The 25,525-nt window shown below is 60.2% G+C and carries 23 protein-coding genes and 1 riboswitch; of the genes, 14 read left to right on the top strand and 9 right to left on the bottom strand.

Translation table 11 applies throughout. From position 1 onward, the window contains the following. Nucleotides 1-30: 30 nt before the first annotated feature. The gene (gene tkt, locus U367_RS0119535; RefSeq protein ID WP_028618256.1) at nt 31-2,028 is read right to left on the bottom strand and encodes a transketolase; all 1,998 of its coding nucleotides are present in this window, start codon (nt 2,026-2,028) and stop codon (nt 31-33) included. Nucleotides 2,029-2,287: 259 nt separating this feature from the next. On the opposite strand from tkt, the gene U367_RS0119540 reads away from it, so the two are divergent. From U367_RS0119540 to U367_RS0119560, 5 genes are all read left to right on the top strand, one after another. After that, nucleotides 2,288-3,283 (top strand): ArsR/SmtB family transcription factor, encoded by a 996-nt coding sequence (locus U367_RS0119540; protein WP_028618257.1) that lies wholly within the window; start codon nt 2,288-2,290, stop codon nt 3,281-3,283. Nucleotides 3,284-3,302: 19 nt separating this feature from the next. After that, nucleotides 3,303-4,493, top strand: coding sequence for a methionine adenosyltransferase (gene metK / locus U367_RS0119545; RefSeq protein ID WP_028618258.1), 1,191 nt, complete (start codon nt 3,303-3,305; stop codon nt 4,491-4,493). Between the two features lie 211 nt (nt 4,494-4,704). Beyond that, entirely contained in the window at nt 4,705-5,055 is a 351-nt protein-coding gene (locus U367_RS0119550) for a hypothetical protein (protein WP_028618259.1), read from the top strand. Nucleotides 5,056-5,150: 95 nt separating this feature from the next. Then, nucleotides 5,151-6,815, top strand: coding sequence for an NAD-dependent DNA ligase LigB (gene ligB, locus U367_RS0119555; protein WP_073860049.1), 1,665 nt, complete (start codon nt 5,151-5,153; stop codon nt 6,813-6,815). 39 nt (nt 6,816-6,854) lie between these two features. Continuing rightward, nucleotides 6,855-7,250 (top strand): DUF1090 domain-containing protein, encoded by a 396-nt coding sequence (locus tag U367_RS0119560; RefSeq protein ID WP_028618261.1) that lies wholly within the window; start codon nt 6,855-6,857, stop codon nt 7,248-7,250. Nucleotides 7,251-7,256: 6 nt separating this feature from the next. Here U367_RS0119560 and U367_RS0119565 read toward each other — a convergent pair whose 3' ends face one another. Further along, nucleotides 7,257-7,706: a c-type cytochrome gene (locus tag U367_RS0119565; protein ID WP_028618262.1), complete on the bottom strand. Its 450-nt coding sequence runs from the start codon at nt 7,704-7,706 to the stop codon at nt 7,257-7,259. Between the two features lie 129 nt (nt 7,707-7,835). Between U367_RS0119565 and mltA the strand changes: the two genes are divergently transcribed. After that, the gene (gene mltA / locus U367_RS0119570; RefSeq protein WP_028618263.1) at nt 7,836-9,020 is read left to right on the top strand and encodes a murein transglycosylase A; all 1,185 of its coding nucleotides are present in this window, start codon (nt 7,836-7,838) and stop codon (nt 9,018-9,020) included. 213 nt (nt 9,021-9,233) lie between these two features. Here the strand turns inward: mltA and U367_RS0119575 are convergent, their stop codons facing one another. Next, nucleotides 9,234-9,620 carry an MAPEG family protein gene (locus U367_RS0119575; RefSeq protein ID WP_028618264.1) on the bottom strand — a complete coding sequence of 129 codons (387 nt, stop codon included), beginning with the start codon at nt 9,618-9,620 and terminating at the stop codon, nt 9,234-9,236. A gap of 193 nt (nt 9,621-9,813) precedes the next feature. On the opposite strand from U367_RS0119575, the gene U367_RS0119580 reads away from it, so the two are divergent. Next, nucleotides 9,814-11,049 carry a cation:proton antiporter gene (locus U367_RS0119580; RefSeq protein WP_028618265.1) on the top strand — a complete coding sequence of 412 codons (1,236 nt, stop codon included), beginning with the start codon at nt 9,814-9,816 and terminating at the stop codon, nt 11,047-11,049. 3 nt (nt 11,050-11,052) lie between these two features. Here U367_RS0119580 and U367_RS0119585 read toward each other — a convergent pair whose 3' ends face one another. Beyond that, nucleotides 11,053-11,934, bottom strand: a complete 882-nt coding sequence (locus U367_RS0119585; RefSeq protein ID WP_028618266.1) for a LysR substrate-binding domain-containing protein — start codon at nt 11,932-11,934, stop codon at nt 11,053-11,055. 91 nt (nt 11,935-12,025) lie between these two features. Here U367_RS0119585 and U367_RS0119590 point away from each other — a divergent pair, with 91 nt between their 5' ends. Both U367_RS0119590 and U367_RS0119595 read left to right on the top strand, forming a co-directional pair. Beyond that, nucleotides 12,026-12,439, top strand: a complete 414-nt coding sequence (locus tag U367_RS0119590; RefSeq protein ID WP_028618267.1) for a VOC family protein — start codon at nt 12,026-12,028, stop codon at nt 12,437-12,439. 36 nt (nt 12,440-12,475) lie between these two features. After that, nucleotides 12,476-13,765, top strand: a complete 1,290-nt coding sequence (locus U367_RS0119595; protein WP_236639986.1) for a cation:dicarboxylate symporter family transporter — start codon at nt 12,476-12,478, stop codon at nt 13,763-13,765. 55 nt (nt 13,766-13,820) lie between these two features. Here U367_RS0119595 and U367_RS0119600 read toward each other — a convergent pair whose 3' ends face one another. The 3 genes from U367_RS0119600 to U367_RS0119610 form a co-directional block, all read right to left on the bottom strand. Then, the gene (locus U367_RS0119600; RefSeq protein ID WP_028618269.1) at nt 13,821-14,711 is read right to left on the bottom strand and encodes a formate/nitrite transporter family protein; all 891 of its coding nucleotides are present in this window, start codon (nt 14,709-14,711) and stop codon (nt 13,821-13,823) included. 71 nt (nt 14,712-14,782) lie between these two features. After that, nucleotides 14,783-16,714, bottom strand: a complete 1,932-nt coding sequence (locus tag U367_RS0119605) for a patatin-like phospholipase family protein (protein WP_028618270.1) — start codon at nt 16,712-16,714, stop codon at nt 14,783-14,785. 99 nt (nt 16,715-16,813) lie between these two features. Next, nucleotides 16,814-17,218, bottom strand: a complete 405-nt coding sequence (locus U367_RS0119610) for an acyl-CoA thioesterase (protein ID WP_010207175.1) — start codon at nt 17,216-17,218, stop codon at nt 16,814-16,816. Nucleotides 17,219-17,416: 198 nt separating this feature from the next. Next, a riboswitch (S-adenosyl-L-homocysteine riboswitch) is annotated at nt 17,417-17,522 on the top strand. Between the two features lie 21 nt (nt 17,523-17,543). On the opposite strand from U367_RS0119610, the gene ahcY reads away from it, so the two are divergent. The 5 genes from ahcY to U367_RS0119640 all read left to right on the top strand — a co-directional run bounded on the left by ahcY (nt 17,544) and on the right by U367_RS0119640 (nt 24,087). Continuing rightward, entirely contained in the window at nt 17,544-18,953 is a 1,410-nt protein-coding gene (gene ahcY / locus U367_RS0119620) for an adenosylhomocysteinase (RefSeq protein WP_016977735.1), read from the top strand. Between the two features lie 167 nt (nt 18,954-19,120). Further along, entirely contained in the window at nt 19,121-19,966 is an 846-nt protein-coding gene (metF, locus tag U367_RS0119625) for a methylenetetrahydrofolate reductase [NAD(P)H] (protein ID WP_028618271.1), read from the top strand. A 78-nt stretch (nt 19,967-20,044) separates the two neighbouring features. Next, nucleotides 20,045-21,127: a hypothetical protein gene (locus U367_RS0119630; RefSeq protein ID WP_028618272.1), complete on the top strand. Its 1,083-nt coding sequence runs from the start codon at nt 20,045-20,047 to the stop codon at nt 21,125-21,127. 63 nt (nt 21,128-21,190) lie between these two features. Then, a complete protein-coding gene (locus tag U367_RS0119635; RefSeq protein ID WP_028618273.1) occupies nt 21,191-21,982 on the top strand; it encodes a substrate-binding periplasmic protein in 792 nt (263 codons plus the stop codon). Nucleotides 21,983-22,203: 221 nt separating this feature from the next. Then, entirely contained in the window at nt 22,204-24,087 is a 1,884-nt protein-coding gene (locus tag U367_RS0119640; protein WP_028618274.1) for a DEAD/DEAH box helicase, read from the top strand. A 159-nt stretch (nt 24,088-24,246) separates the two neighbouring features. On the opposite strand, the gene U367_RS0119645 is transcribed toward U367_RS0119640, so the two are convergent. Together U367_RS0119645 and U367_RS0119650 are read right to left on the bottom strand one after the other, a co-directional pair. Then, nucleotides 24,247-24,825, bottom strand: coding sequence for a YceI family protein (locus U367_RS0119645; protein ID WP_028618275.1), 579 nt, complete (start codon nt 24,823-24,825; stop codon nt 24,247-24,249). A 32-nt stretch (nt 24,826-24,857) separates the two neighbouring features. Next, complete coding sequence (locus U367_RS0119650) at nt 24,858-25,409, bottom strand: cytochrome b (protein ID WP_028618276.1); 552 nt, start codon at nt 25,407-25,409, stop codon at nt 24,858-24,860. Nucleotides 25,410-25,525: the final 116 nt, after the last annotated feature.

Consider the following 25,525-nt stretch of genomic DNA (forward strand, 5'->3'; position numbering starts at 1 on the left):
CGGCGGCCAGTCGACCACCGCGTTCGCGCTTTAGTCTTCCAGCAGCTCTTCAGCCTGACCCAGGATGTTTTCCAGGGTGAAACCGAACTCTTCGAACAACGCTGGCGCCGGCGCCGACTCACCGTAGGTGGTCATGCCAATCACGCGGCCTTCCAGGCCCACGTACTTGTACCAGTAGTCGGCATGCGCCGCTTCGATGGCAATGCGCGCGCTGACCTGCAACGGCAGCACCGATTGCTTGTAGCCGGCGTCCTGGGCTTCGAACACGCTGGTGCACGGCATGGACACAACGCGTACGTTGCGGCCTTGGGCAGTCAGCTTGTCATAAGCTTGAACGGTCAGGCCCACTTCGGAACCGGTGGAGATCAGGATCAGCTCCGGCTCGCCGATGCAGTCCTTGAGCACGTAGCCGCCACGGCTGATGTCGGCGATCTGCGCGTCGGTACGCACTTGGTGCTGCAGGTTCTGACGCGAGAAGATCAGCGCCGAAGGGCCGTCCTTGCGCTCGATGGCGTGCTTCCAGGCCACGGCGGATTCCACCGCGTCGGCTGGGCGCCAGCAATCCAGGTTCGGCGTGGTGCGCAGGCTGGTCAGCTGCTCGACCGGCTGGTGCGTCGGGCCGTCTTCACCGAGGCCGATCGAGTCGTGGGTGTACACGTGGATCACGCGCTTCTTCATCAGCGCGGCCATGCGTACGGCGTTGCGGGCGTATTCCATGAACATCAGGAAGGTCGCGCCGTAAGGCACCAGGCCGCCGTGCAGGGATACGCCATTCATGATCGCGCTCATGCCGAACTCACGTACGCCGTAGTACATGTAGTTGCCGCTGGCATCTTCCGCCGACACGCCCTTGCAGCCTTTCCACAGGGTCAGGTTGGAGCCGGCCAGGTCAGCCGAACCGCCGAGGATCTCCGGCAGCAGCGGGCCAAAGGCGTTCAGGGTGTTCTGGCTGGCTTTACGGCTGGCGATGGTTTCGCCCTTGGCCGCGACTTCGGCGATGTAGGCCGAGGCTTTTTCCGAGAAGTCGGCAGGCAGGTCACCGGCGAGGCGACGGACCAGCTCATTGGCCAGCTCAGGGAATTCGGCGGAGTAGGCCGCGAAACGCTGGTCCCACTCGGCTTCGGTGGCCAGGCCTTTTTCCTTGGCATCCCATTCGGCGTAGATGTCGGCCGGGATTTCGAACGGGCCGTGGTTCCACTTCAGGGCTTCACGGGTCAGGGCGATTTCCGCATCACCCAGGGGGGCGCCGTGGCAGTCTTCTTTGCCCTGCTTGTTCGGCGAACCGAAACCGATGGTGGTCTTGCAGCAGATCAGGGTTGGCTGCGCGCTCTTGCGAGCGGTGTCGATGGCGGTCTTGATCTCTTCCGGATCGTGGCCGTCGACGTTGCGGATCACCTGCCAGTTGTAGGCTTCGAAACGCTTAGGGGTGTCATCGGTGAACCAGCCTTCGACTTCGCCGTCGATGGAGATGCCGTTGTCATCGTAGAACGCGATCAGCTTGCCCAGGCCCAAGGTGCCGGCCAGGGAAGCGACTTCGTGGGAAATGCCTTCCATCATGCAACCATCACCCAGGAACACGTAGGTGTGGTGATCGACGATGTCATGGCCAGGGCGGTTGAACTGCGCGCCCAGGACTTTTTCAGCCAGCGCGAAGCCAACGGCGTTGGCCAGGCCTTGACCCAGCGGACCGGTGGTGGTCTCGACGCCTGGGGTGTAGCCGAATTCCGGGTGGCCCGGGGTGCGGCTGTGCAGTTGACGGAAGCTTTTCAGGTCGTCGATGGTGACGTCATAGCCGGTCAGGTGCAGCAGCGAGTAGATCAGCATCGAACCGTGGCCGTTGGACAGCACGAAGCGGTCACGGTCGGCGAACGACGGGTTGCTCGGGTTGTGTTTCAGGTAGTCACGCCAAAGCACCTCGGCGATATCCGCCATGCCCATCGGGGCACCGGGATGGCCGCTGTTGGCTTTTTGCACGGCATCCATGCTGAGGGCACGAATGGCGTTGGCACGCTCACGACGGCTGGGCATCGCTGATCTCCTGGGGTTTGCTGAAAAGAAACGGAAAAAAGGACCGGCATTTTCCCTCAGCCACCGCCTGCGGGCAATGACAGATAGTCACTTGAGGACGTTTTTCCTGTGCTTTGGGCATCAATCCCTTGCAGAAACCTTTAGCCGGTTCGTCTAAAGGTTATAGCGGCGGCTTATAACCGCCACTTATCGATCAATATCAAAACTTTTTGATATTGGCCTTGCGATGCATTCCGCCCGTCACTAGACTGCTGGCCTTATGAATCTACCCATGCCCTCACTGCGCCCCGACGACGGCGATGAACTGGCAGCCTTGTGCAAGGCCGCTGGCGATCCGTTGCGCTTGAACGTGTTGCGCGCACTGGCCAACGATTCCTTCGGCGTACTGGAACTGGCGCAGATCTTTGCCATCGGCCAATCCGGCATGAGCCACCATTTGAAGGTGCTGGCCCAGGCCGACCTGGTGGCTACCCGCCGGGAAGGCAATGCGATTTTCTACCGCCGCGCGCTGCCCCATACCGAGCTGCTGGGCGGCAAACTGCACGCAGCCCTGCTTGAAGAAGTGGATAACCTGAGCCTGCCGGGCGACGTACAGTCGCGCATCGGCCAGGTGCATGGGCAACGCGCCGCCGCCAGCCAGGATTTTTTCGCACGGGTTGCCGAGAAATTTCGCGCCCAGCAAGACCTGATTGCTGGCCTAGCCCAATACCGCGACAGCGTATTGGCGCTGCTCGACAAATTGAGCTTCAGTGATGACGCCACGGCACTGGAAGTCGGCCCTGGCGACGGCGGTTTCCTGCCAGAGCTGGCACGGCGTTTTCAGCAAGTCACAGCGTTGGACAACAGTCCGGCGATGCTCGAACTGGCGCGCCAGCTCTGCGAGCGTGAGTCGCTGGGCAACGTCAGCCTCCAATTGGCCGACGCACTGAACAGCACAAATTTAAAGGCCGACTGCGTGGTGTTGAACATGGTCTTGCACCATTTCGCCGCCCCCGCCGACGCCCTCAAGCAAATGGCCGGGCTGCTGCACCCCGGCGGTAGCCTGTTGGTTACGGATTTATGCAGCCACAACCAGAATTGGGCCAGGGAGGCCTGCGGTGATCTCTGGTTGGGTTTTGAACAGGATGATCTGGCCCGTTGGGCCACCGCTGCGGGACTTGTTCCCGGGGAAAGCCTCTATGTAGGTTTACGTAATGGTTTCCAGATCCAGGTCCGCCATTTTCAGCGGCCGGCTGGCGACACTCACCATCGGTAAATATCAGGAAAACATCGAGATGAGCGAATACTCCCTTTTCACCTCCGAGTCCGTGTCTGAAGGGCATCCGGACAAAATCGCCGACCAGATTTCTGACGCGGTACTGGACGCCATCATTGCTGAAGACAAGTTCGCCCGTGTGGCGTGCGAGACTCTGGTGAAAACCGGTGTAGCGATCATCGCTGGCGAAGTGACCACCACCGCCTGGGTTGACCTGGAGCAGATCGTTCGTGACGTGATCACCGACATCGGCTACACCAGCTCCGACGTCGGCTTCGACGGCGCGACCTGCGGCGTGATGAACATCATCGGCAAGCAGTCCCCGGACATCAACCAGGGTGTCGACCGTGCCAAGCCTGAAGATCAAGGCGCCGGCGACCAGGGCCTGATGTTCGGCTATGCCAGCAACGAAACCGACGTGCTGATGCCTGCGCCGATCACCTTCTCGCATCAACTGGTACAGCGTCAGGCCGAAGCGCGTAAATCCGGCTTGCTGCCGTGGCTGCGCCCGGACGCCAAGTCCCAGGTGACCTGCCGTTATGAAGGCGGCAAAGTCGTCGGTATCGACGCTGTCGTACTGTCGACCCAGCACAACCCGGACGTGTCCTACGCCGACCTGCGCGAAGGCGTGATGGAGCTGATCGTCAAGCACGTACTGCCGGCCGAACTGCTCAGCAAGGACACCCAGTTCCACATCAACCCGACCGGCCAGTTCATCATCGGCGGCCCGGTAGGGGACTGTGGCCTGACCGGTCGCAAGATCATCGTCGACAGCTACGGCGGCATGGCCCGTCACGGCGGCGGCGCGTTCTCGGGTAAAGATCCATCCAAGGTTGACCGTTCGGCTGCTTACGCCGGTCGTTACGTGGCGAAGAACATCGTCGCCGCCGGCTTGGCCGAGCGCTGCGAGATTCAGGTTTCCTACGCCATTGGTGTGGCCCAGCCTACGTCGATCTCGCTGAATACCTTCGGCACCGGCAAGATCAGCGATGACAAGATTGTGAAGCTGGTGCGTGAGATCTTCGACCTGCGCCCTTACGCGATCACCACCATGCTCGACCTGCTGCACCCGATGTACCAGGAAACCGCAGCCTACGGCCACTTCGGTCGTACCCCTGCGCAGAAGACTGTCGGCGACGACACGTTCACCACCTTCACCTGGGAAAAAACCGACCGCGCCAACGACCTGCGCACTGCCGCCGGCCTGTAATCGCTATCGATGCACAAAAGCCTCGCCGGATTATTCCGGCGGGGCTTTTTTATTGCGCGACGACCTTCACGCTTTTTGGATCCAAAGCTTGCAGGCCAAATGATGGCCCCTTAGAATCCGCGCCCTCTCGGGCCCTTCACCTTATTTGGATATTGCCCTGCGCCAGCCCGGGATTCATCAGTGCGCAGGCAATCGAACATTGAGGTTTTTCATGCGCATTTCCACGCTCGCCCCTGCCGCCCTTCTGCTCAGCCTGTTCGCCCTGCCGGTAAACGCCGCTGACCTGAGCGCACTGAGTGGCGCCCTGAGCGCCCAACTGGGTGGCGGCAACTCCGGCGATTGCCAGAAACAAGCCAACGACCTGCAAGCCAAGATCGAGGCCGCCGAAGCTCAGAAAGACACCCTGAAAGTGAAGGCCTTCAAAGCCGCGCAGGACCAGATCAACAAAGGTTGTGACAAACTTTCTGAAGCCCAGGCCAAAGCCGACGCCAAGCAGCAAACACAGGAGGCCAAGGCAGATAAGCCAGACGCCGTGAAGGCCCTGGGTGGTCTGTTCAAGTAAATAGAAACACCCAGTAAAAAGCCCCGCAACGTCGGGGCTTTTTTGTGCCTGAGTGGATCATTTAGGCTGGGCACCCTTTTCGAGCAAGGATGCTCATGATGTATTTACTGCTAGCGCTTTTACTCAGCATTTTACCCAGCGTGGCGTGGGCCGAGGAGTGTCCCGACGCAGACCGGGCACAGGTCAAGACCTTGGCCGAACAGATACGCTTGTGGGACGACAGCTACCACCGCCTCAACCAATCCCCCGTCAGCGACGAACTCTATGACCAGGCGCGTCAACGCCTGGCCCGCTGGCGCCAATGTTTCCCCGATGCCCTAACGAAACCCGACAAGCCACTGGCGAGTTCACGCGGCACCCAAGCTCACCCCATTGCCCATACGGGTCTTGAGAAGCTGCTAGATGAACAGGCGGTCGGTACCTGGCTGCAAACACGCGAAGAGGTATGGATTCAACCCAAGGTGGATGGCGTGGCAGTGACGCTGGTCTATCAACGAGGTCGCCTACGGCACGTGATCAGCCGGGGCGACGGCTTGATGGGCCGCGACTGGTCAGTGTCCGCGCGCAGGATCCCCGGCATTGTCCAGCAACTGCCGGAGCCTATCGACCTGGTGCTGCAAGGCGAACTCTATTGGCGACTCGACGACCATGTGCAATCGGCAAACGGCGGGCTCAATGCCCGCAGCAAGGTGGCCGGGCTGATGAGCCGCCTGCATCTGAGCGACGCCGACGCTGCCGGTATAGGCCTGTTCGTGTGGGCGTGGCCGGAGGGGCCTGACTCGTTTACCGAGCGCCTGGCCACACTGGCACGCTGGGGTTTTACCGATAGCCGACGCTACAGTCAGCCCATCCGGGATATCGCCGAAGCCACGCACTGGCGCACCTATTGGTACAACCATCCATTGCCATTCGCCAGCGATGGGGTGGTGCTGCACCAGGCGCAGCGCGCACCCGCCAAACGCTGGCAAGCCAGCGAACCTTATTGGGCGGTGGCCTGGAAGTATCCGGCTGCCAAGGCCCTGGCACTGGTGCGCAGTGTGCAATTCAAGATCGGTCGCACCGGGCGCATTACACCCATGCTTGAGCTGGAACCCGTGCGGTTGGATGACCGGCAGATCAGCCGGGTGAGTACCGGTTCATTGAAGCGTTGGCAAGCGCTGGATATCCGCCCTGGCGACCAGGTTTCCATCAGCCTGGCGGGCCAGGTGATCCCGCGACTGGATGAAGTCATCCTGCGAAACACTCACCGGGCAGACCTGAAAGTGCCTGACCCACGGGACTTTCATGCCTTGAGCTGCTGGCAACTGGACCCTGGCTGCGAAGAGCAGTTACTCGCGCGCCTGACCTGGCTGAGCAGCAATCAAGGCCTTGCATTACCCCATATAGGCCGCGAGACCTGGAACATATTGATCCAGGCCGGTCTAATCGCAGGCTTTCTCGATTGGTTAACCCTGGATGCGGCAGAGCTTGCTAACATTGATGGCTTGGGTGATCGCAGCCGCGCGCGCGTGCTCGAAAGCCTCCACAACGCGCGGCAACAGTCCTTTGCTCAATGGCTCAAAGCCTTGGGCGTACCGCCTGCGGCACGCAACAACCTGGAAGGCGACTGGCAGACGCTAGTCGCGCGCGACACCCAGGCCTGGCTGGCCATCGATGGCATCGGCCCGGGCCGCGCGGCGCAACTGAGCGCTTTTTTCCGCGACCCGCAAGTACGGGCCTTGGCAAACACATTACACGTGGCCGGCATCGACGGTTTTTGAACCCGAGCCGACCACCAGATTGCGACCTTGGAGCTCCACATGAAATTTCTAGCCCCCTTTGCCCTGTTGACCGTCGCAAGCTTCATGGCGACCCCCCTGCTGGCCGCCGAAGAGGCCCCTCAGCTCACCGGCTGCGCCGCCAAGCGCCAAGCCATCAGCACGCAGATCGAACAGGCCAAAGCCCACGGCAACAGCGCCCAGCAAGCCGGCCTGGAAAAAGCCCTGAGCGAAGTCACCGCCAATTGCACCGACGCGTCCTTGAAGAAGGAGCGCGAAAACAAGGTGCTTGATGCCAAGCATGAAGTCAGCCGCCGTCAGGCCGACCTCGACAAGGCCATGAAAAAAGGCGACGCAGACAAGATCAACAAACGTAAGGAGAAACTCGCCGAGTCCCGCAAAGAACTGCAGGACGCGGTGGAAGAACTCGACCAGTAAAACCGGTCAGTGGTCCCGGAACTGCTTATGGCAGGCGCTGCAGGCATCTTCGACTTTCTGCACTGCCGGCCCCAGGTTGCTGGCTTTGTAAGGCTGAACCTGGCTCGCGGTCACCAATTCACCGGTGGCCGCTTCAAGGTCGCGGGCCAGTTGCTGGAATTGCGCCTGCTTCTGCCAGACATCATCCTTGGCACTGGTGTGATCTTCTTCGCGCACGCTCGGAAAATGCTTCCAAGGCTCATGGGACAACGCGTCCAACTTGACCGCGCCTTCGGCAAATTTGGCGCCGTCGAACGGGATACGCCCACGCAGCATGCCGCCCAGGTCTTCGCCGGTCTTGAGCATCTGTTTGAAGATCGCCTTGCGCTGGCCCAGCGGCGAATTCGGATCCACGCCGCCACAGGCGGACAGTGTCAGGCAGGCCAGCAATACAACAGTCAGTCTTTTAAAAGTCATGGTTGCTTCGAGGTCACAGGAAACGGCGGCCAGTATCCTCGCCTCGCCCGCAAAGACCAATAGCCCTATTAATAATAAGGGTTGCCCAGCAGCGTTGCGACGCGGGCAACCGCTTCAGGAAGTGTTTGTATGAATGTCACCTTGAAACCCTGGAGCCGGCGCCTGGCGTGGGCTCTGCCGATGATCGCACTGCTGGCCGGCTGCGACGCGGGCAAAGAAACAGCCAAAGATGAAACACCCAAGCCCCACGCCGTCGCCACTTATGTCAATGCGCCGTGGGAAGCGTTGCCGGCGGTGTCCGACAGCGACTTGCTGGCGGGATTTGAATCCTGGCGCAGCGCCTGCCAACGCCTCAAGGCGGACCCGATCTGGGGTTCGACGTGCGCAGCCGCTGCGACCGTGCCCGCAAATGCGGCGGCGGTGCGGGGCTTCCTCAAGGAACGTCTGGATGTGTTCGGCCTGCGCTCTGCCGACAACACGCCCAACGGCTTGATCACCGGCTACTACGAACCGGTCTACCCCGGCAGCCTGACCAAGACCGCCAAAGCCAACGTGCCGGTATACGGCGTGCCAGACGACCTGATCATCGTCAACCTGGAAAGTATCTACCCCGAACTCAAGGGCAAGCGCCTGCGCGGTCGCCTGGAAGGTCGTGTGCTCAAGCCTTACGACGATGCCAACGCCATCAACGGCCAGGGTTCCACGGCCAAACCGATTGCCTGGCTGACGGACCCGATGGACCTGCAATTCCTGCAAATCCAGGGATCTGGCCGCATCCAACTGGCGGGTGGGCGCCAACTGCGCGTCGGTTATGGCGACCAGAACGGCTACCCCTATCGCCCTATCGGCCGCTGGTTGGTGGAGCAAGGCGAGCTGAAGAAGGAAGACGTCACTATGGGTGCCATCAGTGCCTGGGCCAAGGCGCACCCGCAGCGCATTCCGGAACTGCTGGCGAGCAACCCGAGCTACGTGTTCTTCAGCGCGCGCCCCGACAGCAACGAAGGCCCGCGCGGCTCGTTAAACGTGCCATTGACCGCCGGCTACAGCGTGGCGGTGGATCGCAAGGTGATTCCGCTGGGCAGCCTGTTGTGGCTGTCGACCACCAAGCCCGATGGTTCGCCAATCGCACGGCCCGTCGCGGCACAGGACACCGGTGGCGCGATCACGGGTGAAGTGCGTGCAGATTTGTTCTGGGGCACCGGCGATGCGGCGGGTGAACTGGCTGGGAATATGAAGCAGCAGGGGCAGATCTGGATGTTGTGGCCAAAGGGTGCAGCGTTGCCCCAGGTGCCGGATGTGAGTCCCGGGAGCTGAAGACGCTCTGCCCAACTCAATGTATTGGGGTGAGCAGGCTTGCTTTGGTGAGCGGGCTTGCCCCGCGCTGGGTGGCGAAGCCGCCCTAAAACCATACGCCTCGGCGCGCCTGAAGCAATGTGGTGAGGCTGATAGGGGCTGCTGCGCAGCCCAGCGCGGGGCAAGCCCGCTCACCACACAAGCCCGCTCCCACAGGGGATCTTCATCAACCCGTCAGATCGAGACGAAGAAGAAACTCGCAATCAACACCATCCCCACGAACCACACCAGCGAACGCAGCATCGCCCAGTCTGCCAGGTAGCAGATGATGTACAGCAGGCGGCTGGTGATAAACAGCACTGCCAGCACATTGATGGTCACCAATTCGGCCGTGCCGGCCAGGTGCGCGATGATCACTGCCGCCGCGAAGGCCGGCGTGACTTCGAAACTGTTGAGCTGGGCACTGTGGGCACGCTTGGCAAACCCTTCAAGGGTGTCCAGGAAAGCACGCGGGTCATGGTTCTGCCGTGGGCCGAACTTGCCACCGCTGAACTTGGCCACACCTGTGCACAGGTAGGGTAGAAAAATTGCGATCAACACACACCAGAAAGCGACCGTCATCACACATTCCTTTTGTAGTTTTAAACAGCGATTAGAGTTTTAGCACTATAAATACCAAACCGCACTCACCCGCTATGAGCCCTGGCTCACCCAAAGGTTCTATGGCGTTTTATCCAATGCCTTGCAACATCGCGTCTGTGGCGCGGTCCATCCCCCCAACAACGCACTGCCACCCAACTTCCAAGGACCCCGGATGCTTGAACTTGTCGCCGCCTTTATTTGCCTCACCACCCTGCTCACCTATGTGAACTTCCGCTTTATCGGTCTGCCGCCCACCATCGGTGTGATGGTCACGGCCCTGTTGTTTTCGCTGATCCTGCAAGGCTTGAGCGTTCTCGGTTACCCAGGCCTGGAAGAGCGCATCCAGCAGTTGATCGGCCAGATCGACTTCGGCGATTTGCTGATGAACTGGATGCTGTCGTTCCTGCTGTTCGCCGGCGCCCTGCACGTGAACCTGAACGACCTGCGCAGCTATCGCTGGCCCATCGGCCTGCTGGCGACCTTCGGCGTATTGATCGCGACCGGGGTGATCGGCAGCCTGGCGTATTACATCTTCGCCCTGTTTGGTTGGCATGTGAGCTTCCTTTACTGCCTGCTGTTCGGTGCGCTGATTTCGCCTACCGACCCGATTGCGGTGCTGGGTGTATTGCGTACGGCCAATGCCTCGAAACCGCTGAAAACCACCATCGTCGGCGAATCGCTGTTCAACGATGGCACCGCCGTGGTGGTCTTCACCGTATTGCTGGGTATCGCTCAATTGGGTGAAACGCCCACCCTCGGCGCCACCGCCATGCTATTCGCCCATGAAGCCATCGGCGGCGTGGTGTTCGGCGGGCTGATTGGCTACCTGGTCTACCTGATGATCAAGAGCATCGAGCAGCACCAGATCGAAGTGATGCTGACCCTCGCCCTGGTGATCGGCGGCTCGGCGATGGCCACCGAACTGCATGTCTCGGCACCGATTGCGATGGTGGTCGCCGGCCTGATCATCGGCAACCTGGGCCGCAAGCTGGCGATGAATGACATGACCCGTCGCTACCTGGATGGCTTCTGGGAATTACTCGACGACATGCTCAACGCCCTGCTGTTCGCCCTGATCGGCATGGAACTGCTGCTGTTGCCGTTCAACTGGCTGCATGTATTCGCCGCCAGCCTGCTGGCCGTGGCAATCCTGTTGTCGCGCCTGTTGACGGTGGCCCCGGCGATTCTGTTGCTACGGCGCTGGCGCACCGTGCCGCGCGGCACCATCCGCATCCTCACTTGGGGCGGTCTGCGTGGTGGAGTCTCGGTGGCACTGGCACTGGCTTTGCCGCTGGGTCCGGAACGCGACCTGCTGCTGAGCATCACCTACATTGTGGTGCTGTCGTCGATCCTGTTGCAGGGCTTGACCATTGGTAGAGTCGTAAAACGCGTAGCCGAGCCGCAGTAAGCCTTACACCACACGTTTGTCCATCGACGCTCTGCACAGGTGTTCAAGCAGATGCCGCATCGCCACCGGGCGGCGCGGCGTCGAGCTATGCATGACAACCAAGTCCCGCGCATAGCGCGGCGCGTCGTCGACCGGCAAGACGGATAGGCCATTGCATGACATCCCCGCCCACTGCGGTACCAGTGATACACCCATGCCTTGGGCGACGAGTATGGCAATGGTTTCCAAGGCATCCAACTCGCACAACACCTGTGGATCAAACGACTGGTCCTCCAGATAACGCTGGGCAATCTGCCCACCCCAGGACCGAGCGTCGTAGCGGATCAGTGACTGTTCACGCAGCAATGCTTCCAACGTCCGCGTTCCCCACTCCGTGGGCGCAATTAGAATCAACGGTTCGACCCGCAACAAAGTCGCCGTCAACGCCTTGGGCGGCTGAAACGGTGGTCTGACAAGAATCACCGCGTCCAATTCTTGGGTCAGCAATCGTTCATAGAGGCTTCTGGAATCTCCTGGTGTGATCTTCAGTCTCAGCCTCGGTGCTGACAGCGCCATTCGCTCGATCGCTTCTGGCAAGACGCCGGTCAATGCCGTTGAAATAGCACCAATCTTGATCTCTCCCGATAAACCATCTTGGCTCAGGTCCTCCTGCAACTCGCGCGCCTGCTCAATGACTGCCTGAATTTTTGGTAACAACAGCAGGCACTGGTCCGAGGCACAGGCACCATGCGCCGAACGCATAAGCAGCGTGCAACCCAGCGTCCGCTCAAGCGCCTTGATCCGTTGGCTGATCGCCGCCGCCGTACGGTTTTCACGTCGTGCGGCCGCAGCAATGGAGCCGGCTTCAATGACGGCGACCAGGCTTCTCAGGAATCGAACATCCATAAGTTTTCCTTTCGCTCAGACCAAGGCGAATCCGTTTTACCCGGATATACGGTCTGTTTAATTTGAGGGCTCCCCCACCCGGAGATCCCCCATGAACAGACCTTTCCACGCTGCATACCATGTTTATGACCTAAACCAGGCGCGCATTTTTTATCGAGATGTTTTGGGCTGCACGGAAGGCCGTAGCAGCGAGACCTGGATCGACTTCGATTTTTTCGGCAACCAGCTTTCACTGCACCTGGGCACGCCCTTTCCCACCACGCGTACCGGCCTGGTAGGTGAGCATCATGTCTTGATGCCGCATCTTGGTGTCGTGCTGCCGCTTGAGGAGTGGACGGTGCTGGCCGAACGTCTCACCCACCTGGGCACGCCCTTCGAAATCCCGCCCGTGATCCGCTTCGCCGGCGAGCCGGGCGAACAACGCACCCTGTTTTTTCTCGACCCCAGTGGCAACCCCATCGAAGTGAAAGGCTTCAAGGACTACGCAGGACTGTTCGCGCAGTAAATCCCTGACAACGACAACAATAAAGGGCTACCCCCCATGACCATCAGAAAACCAACCAGCCTTGTCACCCGCATCATGATCGGCCTGGCGGCCGGGATAATTGTCGGCATCCTGCTCAACCAGTTCCCCGAACATAAGGCCTGGTTCATTGACAATCTGCTGCAACCGGCAGGTGACCTGTTCATCAAGCTGATGAAGATGATCGTCGTGCCTCTGGTCTTCGCCTGCATGACGGTCGGCATTGCCGGCATGGGCAATCCTGCCGCCCTGGGGCGCGTCGGCATAAAGACCTTCGTTTATTTCTTCACGATCACCAGTATTGCAATCGTGTTCGGCCTGGTGGTTGCCAATGTCGTCGAGCCAGGCGCAGGTGCCGAGTTCGCCAGCACGCTGCAGACGCCGGTCACAGGGCTGGTCGCCAACGGCACCACGCAGAACCTGGGCCAAACGTTACTAGCGATCGTGCCGGATAATGTCGTCCTGGCCATGTCGCAGGGCAAGCTGCTCTCGGTGCTGTTTTTCGCCATTCTGTTCGGCTGTGCGCTGTCCCTGCTGCCCGAGGAGCGCAAAGCGCCGTTGATCAGTGTGATGCAAGGCGTCTCCGACACCATGTTCAAAGTCACCCACCTGGTCATGCATTACTCGCCGATTGGAATTTTCGGACTGATCGCGGTCACTGTCGCCAGCTATGGCCTCAATGCCTTGCTGCCATTGGCCAAGCTGATCGGCACGACGTATGTGGCGGTGCTGTTATTTGCATTGTGCGTATTGGGCGCTGTCGCACGGCTGGCGGGCGTGCGCTTTTTCCACTTGGTGCGAGAAATACGCAGTGAGTTGCTACTGGCCTATAGCAGCGCCGCCTCGGCAACGGTAATGCCTCAACTGATCGAGAAGATGGAGCGCTATGGCGCGCCACGCCCTATCACCAGCATGGTTATCCCGCTGGGCTACTCGTTCAACCTGGATGGTGCATCACTGTTTGCCGCCCTGGGCACATTGTTCATCGCCCAAGCGTATGGCATCGACTTGAGCCTGGCAGATCAGGGCATGCTGATATTGATCATGGTGTTGACTTCGAAGGGTGCAGCGGGCGTACCAGGCTTCATGTTTATCATCCTTACTGCGACCTTGACCACAGCTGGGCTCCCCGTGGAGGGCGTGGCGATCATCGCAGGGGTCTATCGCCTGATGGATATGCCGGTCACAGCTTTGAATGTACTGGGCAACGCGTTGGCCCCCTTGGTGATTGCCCGGTGGGAGGGTCAATTGAAGGCGCCTGACAGTACAACAGCGGTCGAGCCAGCCAGCGCACCGTTCAATGCCTGACGGCTCTATTCCAAACGCCCCGCAAAGCGTGCGCTCGAGCCTTTGCGGGGCGATTTCAGATCTTTTCCTTACGCTGAGGGTGCTGTTTCCCTGCGCCTGGGTGAGTACCAGAAGGCGCCTTGGTTTCGCTGCGAATCTGCGCGTGGCTGATCAACGCAAAGATAAAGCTGCCGCCGATGATATTGCCTGCCAAGGTCGGTCCGGCAAACACCAGCCAGAAGTCCTTCCACGCCAACTCGCCAGCAAACACCAAGTACGACACTTCCGCCGAGCCCACCACGATATGGGTAAAGTCCCCCAGCGCCATCAGGTAGGTAATCAAGATGATGATGAACATCTTGGCGCTTTCCATCGATGGGATCATCCACACCATGGTCGCGATCATCCAGCCGGAGATGATGCCTTTGGCGAACATCTGGCCAGCGTCGTTTTCCATGATCTTGCGCCCGATCTCGAGGAAGGCCTGGTCAGTCCGGGTATCGAAGATCGGCAGGTGCAGCATCACATACGCCACCAGCAGGGTGCCGCACAGGTTGCCGACCAGCACCACTGTCCATAACCGCAACAGTCGCCCGGCGTTGCCCAACGTGGGCTTGCTCATTACCGGCAACACGGCCGTCAGGGTGTTTTCAGTAAACAATTGCTGGCGCGCAAGGATCACCGCCAGGAAGCCTGCGCAGTAACCAAAGCTGGCGATCACCTTGAACGCTTCACCATACGGCAGCCGCGAGTTCAGCAACCCCATCGCCATCAGCGACAACCCCATGGTCAACCCGGCTGCCAAGGCCGACCACCACAAGGCGGCGACGCTGCGCTCCAACTCCTGGTCGCCCTGGGTGCGAATGATTTCATGCAACACCGCCGCTCGAGGCGGCTGATTCTTATCGACGTCCTGCTGTTCTTCCTGCGACAGGTTGGGGGTTTTGCCTGATTCGTCGGTAGCCATGATTTTCCGGAGTCCAAAGGGTGCGTGTAGCTACGACACGCCGCCGCGATGGCTGTTCAGTGGCCAGGCAACTAAACCTGCAACCTCCAGGCCTTGGCCATCTCCACGGTGGTTGAACGGAAGGCCTTGTCCCAGGGTTTGTTACGCGCCTTGTAACTGTCAGCGAGGGTGTCGAGTACCCGCTTGAATGCGGCGGGGGTGGTGGCCCATGCCAGGTCCTGAGCCGCACGGTGCAACAGTTCAACATTGGATTTGGGCTGGCCGGGTCGAAACAGCGACGGGTAGATCACCTCCCGCGTAAAGTTTTCAGCTTTTATCGCAATATCACGCACGCTCATCTCAGCGACAGCACTGCCAATGACCTTGGATATCGGCAATGCACCGCCTGCGATCTGCCTCGCCGCCACTTGCAGCAACTGCTGAAAGTTGGGTTGATTGGCGACGTTGAGGCGTCGCGCCAACCAATCAATTTGCTCAGGACGCTGGGCCAGGGCATCGAGATTACGCAGGGACGATAAGATTCTCGGCGTGAGCACCAGCGCGCCCTTTGCCTGGTTAGCCTCGGCAATCGAGGCATCCAGTACTTGCAACGCCTGTTGCGCGGTTTTCCGAAACATCAGCACATCCGAGGCGGCCGGGTCTTTTTGCAGCGCTGGCTGCACGCTGGCAAGCATTGCATCATCCATGGCCAACACCGCATCACTCAGCGACTGGAACGAGTGCTGCTCCAGTGCCGTGGTGCGGCGCTCCAAATGCGCATCTACCACCTGGCGCGCCTTCGCTTGCAGATGTTGCTTCTGCTCATCCTGCATCGTGAAGTTGACCGTGCCCGTGAGCAGCCCTCGAAAATCGCCTTTTTCGGTCTTCAGGGGCAATGTCACGATCTGCTCGGCGAACGCCTCGAGCTTTTTGTCTTGGAAGGCTCCAGCAGCCGTATGCGCAACGCCTGTGATGCGATCTGTCACACTGCCGAGAAAACTGCCACTGCGCGCTCGCGTATCAGGTGCGTCGGACTCGAACTTGACGATCAGCGACTCAGACTTGGCCAGAGGGCTCTCGGGAAACACCCGATCCACCACCCCTGGAGCCGGGGTATTGAGCAGCAAGCCACCGTCCTTGAACGCGGTGCTTTCAGCTGAAGCCTGAAAACCGTGCCCTTGTTCCACCGGGCTTTTGAACACCACTGGCAACGAACCGGAAATATGCGCCGCCCGGGCGATGTCCATCTGCGGGGTCAGGCTGGCATTGAACACCACCAACTGTGGACGGCCAGCGAACATGCCGGTGCCGGTGATGTTGAGTAGCTTGATTGCGGGAATGTGTCGGTTCAACACCTCGAGATCGCCAAACGTAGGGCCACTACCGGCACTCAACCTGTCAGCAATGCGCATGACTTCGGCCGAGCGGGTTTCCCGAGGGGTTTGCGCAATATGCCCCAGAACCGACCGGCGCGACTCGTTGCGGACCAGTTCCTCAAGGGGAAATGCCTCACTCTGCAGGCGCGGCAGCAAGGTCATCAACAACTGAGAGGTACTGCCGACGGCGCCGGGCAAGCGCCCCACAAGCTTGCCCAATGTCGAACTGGCTTCCTGCATCCAGGCCGTCACCGCGTGTTTGCTGTTCAGCTGGCTGGGCAAATCTATACCATCCGACAACCGGTCGAACGCTTCAGCGCCGATGCCACTGGCAATCAAGGCCGCCGAAATCGCACCGGCGGATGAGCCGGAGATCGATTGGATACCTTGCAACTTCTGGGCATCTTCAAGTGCCCGCACCACCCCTGAGAAAGCAATGCCCTTGGCGCCACCCCCACTGAGTACCAAGCTGGTGACAGGGGGTGCCGATAAAAACACGTCTACCCGTCCCTGCTGACCACGCATGAGTGTCACATTGCGCTCGCCAACCCCCTCCACCAGCGGCGCCCCGACCGCTTGATGGGTCGTGGAATACGCCCTTTCAGTCAATGAGGGTTGGGTCTTGGCAATCGAGTTAAACACTTTCATCCGCGGGCTCTCTCTACAGGGTGTAGTCCTGAGTGATGAGAGCGCCCGGGAAAGATCCGCGCGGAATGATTTGGTAAAGCAAATCAGGCCGCTGCTGGTTTACTCGGGAAGGCTATCGTCCTTGAATTGGTCCTTCACATACCTGATCTCGGTGCGACCGTGGGGCGCCGGCAAACCGTCTTCACCCAGGTTGACGAAGACCATCTTCTCTACTGTGAGGATGCTTTTGCGGGTGATTTTGTTGCGCACTTCACAGGTCAGGGTGATGGAAGTGCGACCAAATTCGGTAGCCGTAATGCCCAGTTCGATGATGTCGCCCTGGCGCGAGGCGCTGACGAAGTTGATTTCGGAAATGTACTTGGTCACCACGCGCTGGTTGCCCAGTTGGACAATGGCATAGATCGCGGCTTCTTCGTCGATCCAGCGCAGCAGGCTGCCGCCGAACAGAGTGCCGTTGGGGTTGAGGTCTTCGGGTTTTACCCATTTGCGGGTGTGGAAGTTCATGGTCACTCCAAAGCGTCTTGCCGAATGATGGGCAACATCATGGCAGAGCCTGGGCCCAAGCTCTATGCGCCATTGCCTATCAACCCCATCAGCGATCTTCATATGGCCGACGGAAAGGCTTGGGAAGTCTGGCGCACACAGCTATAATCGGCGCCGTTTCAAAACGGTCATCTCTAGTTGATACCGTTCTCCCGCCACCTGTCCGAGGGGCGCTGCAGCAGGTTCAACCTGTCAGGCTCGGATGGGGCGTTGTCCGGCCTGGTTAGCCAGTTGGATACTAAACGCACAACGGCGCCCATTCGCACACTACGAATGGAGGCTCTTCATGAGCGCAGTAAACACGCCTGCAGATTTCAACGACTACAAAGTCGCCGACATGTCCCTCGCCGCCTGGGGCCGTCGCGAAACCTTTATCGCCGAATCCGAAATGCCTGCCCTGATGGGTCTGCGCCGCAAGTACGCGGCTGAGCAGCCGCTCAAAGGCGCGAAGATCCTCGGCTGCATCCACATGACCATCCAGACTGCCGTGCTGATCGAAACCCTGGTTGCCCTGGGTGCCGAAGTACGTTGGTCGTCTTGCAACATCTTCTCGACTCAAGACCAGGCCGCTGCCGCTATCGCTGCTGCCGGTATCGCCGTATTCGCCTGGAAAGGCGAGACCGAAGAAGAGTACGAGTGGTGCCTGGAGCAAACCATCCTCAAGGATGGCGCGCCTTGGGATGCCAACATGATCCTCGACGACGGCGGTGACCTGACCGAGCTGCTGCACAAGAAGTATCCGCAGATCCTGGACCGCGTCCACGGTGTGACCGAAGAAACCACCACTGGCGTACACCGTCTGCTGGACATGCTGGCCAAGGGCGAGCTGAAAATCCCGGCCATCAACGTCAACGACTCGGTGACCAAGAGCAAGAACGACAACAAGTACGGCTGCCGTCACAGCCTGAACGATGCCATCAAGCGCGGCACCGACCACCTGCTGTCGGGCAAGCAAGCCCTGGTGATCGGCTACGGTGACGTGGGCAAGGGTTCGTCCCAGTCCCTGCGTCAGGAAGGCATGATCGTTAAAGTCTCCGAAGTTGACCCGATCTGCGCCATGCAAGCGTGCATGGACGGTTTCGAAGTGGTTTCGCCGTTCATCAACGGCCAGAACGACGGCACCGAAGCGAGCATCGACAAGGCGCTGCTGGGCAAGATCGACCTGATCGTGACCACCACCGGCAACGTGAATGTTTGCGACGCAAACATGCTCAAAGCTCTGAAGAAGCGTGCTGTTGTCTGCAACATCGGCCACTTCGACAACGAAATCGACACCGCTTTCATGCGCAAGAACTGGGCATGGGAAGAAGTGAAGCCACAGGTACACAAGGTTCACCGTACCGGCGCAGGTGATTTCGACCCGCAGAACGATGACTACCTGATCCTGCTGGCTGAAGGCCGCCTGGTTAACCTGGGCAACGCCACTGGCCACCCAAGCCGCATCATGGACGGCTCGTTCGCCAACCAGGTACTGGCGCAGATCTTCCTGTTCGGCCAGAAATACGCCGACCTGTCGCCTGCCCAGAAGGCCGAGCGCCTGACCGTGGAAGTACTGCCGAAGAAACTCGACGAAGAAGTGGCCCTGGAAATGGTACGTGGCTTCGGCGGCGTAGTGACTCAACTGACCAAGACCCAGGCCGACTACATCGGCGTGACCGTTGAAGGTCCGTTCAAGCCGCACGCTTATCGTTACTAAGTAACCGGCTCTCTCCCTGTCGGAGCGGGCTTGTGTGGGAGCGGGCTTGCTCGCGAATACGGAGTGTCAGTCGAAGCAATCATGACTGACCCACCGCATTCGCGAGCAAGCCCGCTCCCACATTGACGGTGTAAGCCTTCCAGTTTTGAGTTTCCAAGGATACGACCATGTCCCAAGATCGTCGCTACAGCTTCGAGTTCTTCCCGACCAAGACCGATGCTGGGCATGAAAAACTGATGGCCACGGCCACCCAGTTGGCCAGCTACAACCCCGACTTCTTTTCCTGCACCTACGGCGCCGGCGGCTCGACCCGTGACCGCACGATCAACACCGTGTTGCAGCTGGAAAGCCAAGTCAAAGTTCCCGCCGCTCCGCACTTGTCGTGCGTGGGCGACAGCAAGGACGACCTGCGCGGCCTGCTGACGCAATATAAGGCCGCCGGCATCAAGCGCATCGTCGCCCTGCGCGGCGACCTGCCGTCCGGTATGGGTATGGCCAGCGGTGAGCTGCGCCACGCCAATGACCTGGTGAGCTTCATCCGTGAAGAAACCGGCGACCACTTCCATATCGAAGTGGCGGCGTACCCGGAGATGCACCCACAGGCACATAGTTTCGAAGACGATCTGCAGAATTTCGTGCGCAAGGCCAACGCCGGCGCCGACAGTGCGATCACCCAGTACTTCTTCAACGCCGACAGCTACTTCTACTTCGTCGAGCGTGTGCGGGCGATGGGCGTGAACATCCCGATCGTGCCGGGCATCATGCCGATCACCAACTACAGCAAGCTGGCGCGCTTCTCCGACGCCTGCGGTGCAGAGATCCCACGTTGGGTGCGCAAACAACTGGAAGCCTATGGCGACGACGTCAAGAGCATCCAGGCGTTTGGCGAGCAGGTCATCAGCACTATGTGTGAAGATTTGTTGCAAGGTGGCGCGCCAGGGTTGCACTTCTATACCCTGAACCAGGCTGAACCCAGCCTTGCCATCTGGAACAACCTCAAGCTGCCACGCTGAAGTTTGTCCGACTGTGCCAAGGCCTTCGTCTCTACGAGGGCCTTCGTCGTTTTACGTGCCCACGGAACCCAGCAGTCCATGAATACAGTGCCCACGACTTCCCGCCCACAACTGGTCTACCTGGTCTTCGGCTCCGAGACCTACCACCAGGAAGCGGTGTTCAGCATCGCCAGTGCGCTGGCCTTCCTGCGGGACACCCCGGACGCCGCCGTGGATATCCAGGTATTCAGCGACAACCCCGAGCCCTATCGCCTTTTACCCGTGCGCGTACGCCCGCTGGACGAAGCCACGCGCAAGCGCTGGAGCGAGCCCCACGGCTATCACTTCCGCACCAAGCATGTGGTGTTGCGCCAAGTGCTGGAAGAGTCCCCGGTGGCCATGCTGATCGACACCGACACCTTCTTCCATCATTCACCCATGGACCTGTTTGAGCGCGTGCAGCCTGGCACCCTGTTGTGCAACGCCTTCTACACCAAGTACGGCGATAACCACGAAAGTATCCTTTACACCGCCTTGCACCAGCGTCTGTTGGATATGGGTGTGGCCGACGATGACATGATGACCCTCAATTCCGGGGTCATGGGCCTGACGCAACAGGACGCGCACATCCTTGATCGCTCCATCGAGCTGATGGACGAACTGTTTCCCCATGCCCAAGGCGCCTACACCCTCGAAGAGTTCTGCCTGTCGATCGCGGCCTATCGCACGGTCAACGTGCGCGAATGCCCGGACCTGATCCATCATTACTGGAGTCGCAAGCAACTGTTCCGCGCCAAGGTCAAGGCCTGGATCGCCAAGCATGCGTCAGCCCCGACCAGCGCATTGGCACTGGCCGACACTCGCCAGGTCTCCTCACACCTGCCACGCCCTCCCCGCCTGCAACGCCTGCTGTACAAGCTGATCACGCTGGTATTGCCCAAACACCAGCAGCAGTTCATCCGCGAAATTCTCTATGGTTGCTACGAGCACGAGAACGAATTCGACCAAGCCTGTGGCCCGGTTTGGTGGGACAAAGCCCGACAGAACCTGGAAGAACGCCAGAAACGCCCGCTGGAAGCCCACCAGTTGGAACACTGGTTCGCCAACCCCGTGGTGCGCCTGATTCTCGGCGAACGCCGCGCGGCGATCTATGAGCATTTGATGACGTCGCCGACCCAATAGCCCCGCCTGCGGATGCGCGTGCCAGAGCTTCTCTTTAGGGCAGGAGCATCGTAACCTCAGGGCATGCCCGTCATTCTCAAGTTGTTGACCGCCGCCCTCTTTACTTGCCTGAGCCTGGCCGCTTATGGCGAGAAACTGCGTATTGTCACCGAGCCATGGGCGCCTTATGTGTACGACGACAAAGGCACCATGCGCGGCCTGGACTACGAAGCCACCGTCATCGTATTCCAGCGCCTGGGCATTGAGGTGCAATGGCAGTTCCTGCCCTGGAAGCGCTGCCTGGCCATGCTCGACCAAGGGAATGCCGACGGGGCGCTGGATATTTTCCACAGCCATGAGCGCGACGCCTTGCTGCTGTACCCCAGCGAACCGCTGTCGGAGGTGGAGTTCGTGCTGTTCTACGCCAATGAGCGCCCCCACCCCGTTCAAAGCCTCGAAGATCTGCGCGGCCTTACTGTCGGTACGTCGCCGGGGTATCTGTACGGCGCAGCATTCAGCGATTCCACCCTGTTCAACCGCGAGCCTGCCCCCAGTCATGAGGCCAACTTCGGCAAATTGATGCTCGGGCGCATCGACATGGTGATCACGGACCGCCGGGTGGGCCAGCATGTGATCAAGGCGCTGGGCCTGGAAGGCAAGGTCAGCCAGGCTCCCGTGGTGGTCAGCCGCCAGCAGCAGTTCCTCGCGGTGCGCCGTGGCGCGGGCATGGACCTGTTGGTACAGCGCTTTGCCGCCGAGCTCAAACGCTTCAAACAAGAACCAGCCTATAGCGTCTTGAGCGCCAAATATGGTGGAATCCAAGCGATTACGGGGTCTGGACACACCGTTGAGCAGCAGGAAAGCAGCGCGCCGTGATTGCTCTGTTATACTCCGGCCTTTCCGCCAGGCTCACGCCCGGCCGCTGAGGTCTTGAAAAAGGCACCCAACCCCGCTACAGCGCAGCTTTCAGCCCGCGCGAGCCGGTGGAGTGCCCGCCAGACGCAGCAGGACCGGACGGGATTTCGCTCCCCTAAGCGTCATTCACGCCCGGCAAGATTATCCCTTTGGGCCAAGCCCTAACTAAAACAGGATTACTCATGTCCTTTGCTTCCCTCGGTCTCTCCGAGGCTTTAGTCCGCGCCATCGAGGCAGCGGGCTATACCGAGCCTACTCCGGTGCAACAGCGGGCCATTCCCGCCGTGTTGCAAGGTCGCGACCTGATGGTTGCGGCTCAGACAGGTACTGGTAAAACCGGCGGCTTCGCCCTCCCGATTCTGGAGCGGTTGTTTCCCAATGGTCACCCGGACAAATCCCAGCGTCACGGCCCGCGCCAACCGCGCGTACTGGTCCTGACCCCCACCCGCGAACTCGCAGCCCAAGTGCACGACAGCTTCAAGCTGTATGCCCGCGATTTGAAGTTCGTCAGCGCCTGCATCTTCGGCGGCGTCGGCATGAACCCACAGGTTCAGGCCATGTCCCGCGGCGTGGACGTGCTGGTCGCGTGCCCGGGTCGTTTGCTCGACCTGTGCGGCCAAGGCAGCGTCGACCTGTCCCACGTGGAAATCCTCGTACTGGACGAAGCCGACCGGATGCTCGACATGGGCTTTGTCCATGACGTGAAAAAAGTCCTCGCCCGCCTGCCGGCCAAACGCCAGAACCTGCTGTTCTCGGCCACGTTCTCCCAGGACATCACTGCCCTGGCCGGCAAGCTGCTGCACAACCCGGAACGCATCGAAGTCACGCCGCCGAACACCACGGTCGAGCGCATCGAGCAACGCGTCTTCCGCCTGCCAGCCAGCCACAAGCGTGCGCTGCTGGCCCACCTGATCACCGCCGGTGCGTGGGAACAGGTGTTGGTCTTCACCCGTACCAAGCACGGCGCCAACCGCCTGGCCGAGTACCTGGACAAGCACGGCCTCACCGCCGTCGCCATCCACGGCAACAAGAGCCAGAACGCGCGCACCAAGGCCCTGGCTGACTTCAAGGCCGGCTCTGTGCGCATCTTGGTTGCCACCGATATCGCCGCCCGCGGCCTGGATATCGACCAACTGCCGCACGTGGTCAACTTCGAGCTGCCGAACGTCGATGAAGATTACGTGCACCGTATCGGCCGCACCGGCCGTGCCGGTCGTTCGGGTGAAGCCATCTCCCTGGTTGCGCCGGACGAAGAAAAACTGCTGAAAAGCATCGAGCGCATGACCAAGCAGAAAATCGCCGACGGCGACCTGATGGGCTTCGATGCCAGCGCCGTTGAGGCTGAGAAGCCTGAAGCGCGCGAACGTCCGGACGTGCGCAACCCGCGCAACCCACGCGGTCCGAAGGGCGATGGCCCGAACGGCGGCGGTGGTGGCGGCGGTCGTCGCGACAAAGGCAAAGACAAAGGCAAGGAAAAATCCGCCTCCAGCGGCCGTGGCGAACGCCCAGCCCGTGAGCAGAAACCCCGTGAAGGCACCCCGGCCCGCGAACAGCGCCAGCCGAGCCAGCCACCTCGCGCTGCTGCCGACCGCGCTCCGGACGAGTTCCTCGACGACGATGTGGATAACTTCGGTAACCGCGTTGACTACGTGCCACAGGCCAAACCGGCCCAAGGCCGTGGCCGTCGTCCAGGTGCCCCGGCACAGGGTGCAGGCGCAGGCGCTCCACGTGGCGGCCAGCCACAAGGCGGTCGCCAGAACGGCCCGCGCAACAGCAGCGGCGGCACCACCGGTACGCCGCCTGCCAAGCGCAACGGCCCGCGTAACGGTGCACCCCGTGACGGCCAGGCTCGCCGCGAAGACTCGCGCAGCAACAACCGCCGCCCAGCCCGTGACGACCAGCCTCGCTCCTCCGAACCGGCCGTGCAGAACCCACGCGGTGGCCCGGCGCCAAAGATCATCCACAAGGAGTCGAAGGCTGACCGCTTCCCGACACCCGAGCAGTTGGATCAACTGCCAGGCCGCCCTCGTGGTGAAAAACCAGCGTTGCTGACGCGCAACCGCTAGTTTCAAAACGCCAAAAAAAATGCCTCGCATCGAAAGATGCGGGGCATTTTTTTAGCGCTTTGAAACTGTAGGAGCCGGCTTGCCGGCGATAGCGGTCATTGGGTCACTGCAAACCTCAAGGGCCTCATCGCCGGCAAGCCGGCTCCTACGTACGAAGCATTACTTCGTCTTCACACCTTCCAGCGAGATGTCCAGATCCACGGTCTGCGAGGACGGGCCTGGGCCTTTGATGCCGAAGTCGTTCAGGTTGACAGTAGTCTTGGCGTTGAAGCCGGCGCGCTCGCCGCCCCACGGGTCTTTGCCCTCACCGTTGAAGGTGGCCTTGAAGGTCACCGGCTTGGTCACGCCGTGGAAGGTCAGGTCGCCGGTCACGTCAGCGGTTTTGTCGCCGGTGGACTTGACTGCGGTGGAGACGAACTTGGCATCAGCGAACTTGGCAACGTCCAGGAAGTCTTTGCTGGCGATGTGCTTGTCACGCTCGGCGTGGTTGGACCACAGGCTGGCGGTTTTCACGTCGACCGCGATTTTGCTGGCCTCAGGCTTGGCGGCATCCCAGCTGAAGGTGCCATCCCAATCCTTGAAGGTGCCGTGGATGAAGCTGTAGCCCAGGTGGCTGATTTTCCAGTCGATGAAGGCGTGCTGGCCTTCTTTATCGATCTTGTAGTCAGCAGCCATCACCTGACCTGCAGACAGCAGGGCAGTACCGATTGCCAGCGCAGCGAGTGTCTTTTTCAACATGCTTTCTATTCCTTGTGAGTCGAGGTTGAACATCAGGCTTTGCGCCCCAGCATACGAACCAGGGTCGCATCACGATCGATAAAGTGGTGTTTCAACGCAGCCACGCCGTGCAAGCCGGCGAAGACCACCAACACCCAAGCGAGGTACAGATGCACCAGGCCGGCGTTATCTGCCTGGTCCGGTAGTCCGGAAACCACAGCAGGAATCTCAAACAGGCCAAACACCGGGATACCGACACCGTCTGCGGTGGAAATCAGGTAACCGGCGATCATCACGGCAAACAACCCGAGATAAAGGAACCCGTGGCCGAAGGCAGCGCCGATACGGGTCATGCGGCTGTAGCTGGCCAGCGGTGGCGGCGGCGGGCTCACCAGGCGCCAGACAATACGCACCAGCATGATGGCGAACAGCGTGATGCCAATGCTCTTGTGCAAGTCCGGCGCGTCTTTGCGCCAGGCGCTGTAATAGTCAAGACCGACCATCCACAGGCCCAGGGCGAACAAGCCAAACACCACCAGGGCCACGCCCCAGTGCAAAACCATGCTGACCCAACCATAGCGGGCCGGTGAATTGCGTAACTGCATGTACTTAATCCCGTAGTAGTGCGCCCAAGACTAGCGATTTACCTATCGAATTAAAGCGGAAAATTTCGCTTTGAAATATCGAGAAATACGATCTTGAGGGTATGAAGCGTAAATTA

This window comes from Pseudomonas canadensis (assembly GCF_000503215.1).
In the GTDB taxonomy this organism is placed as follows: Bacteria; Pseudomonadota; Gammaproteobacteria; order Pseudomonadales; family Pseudomonadaceae; genus Aquipseudomonas; species Aquipseudomonas canadensis.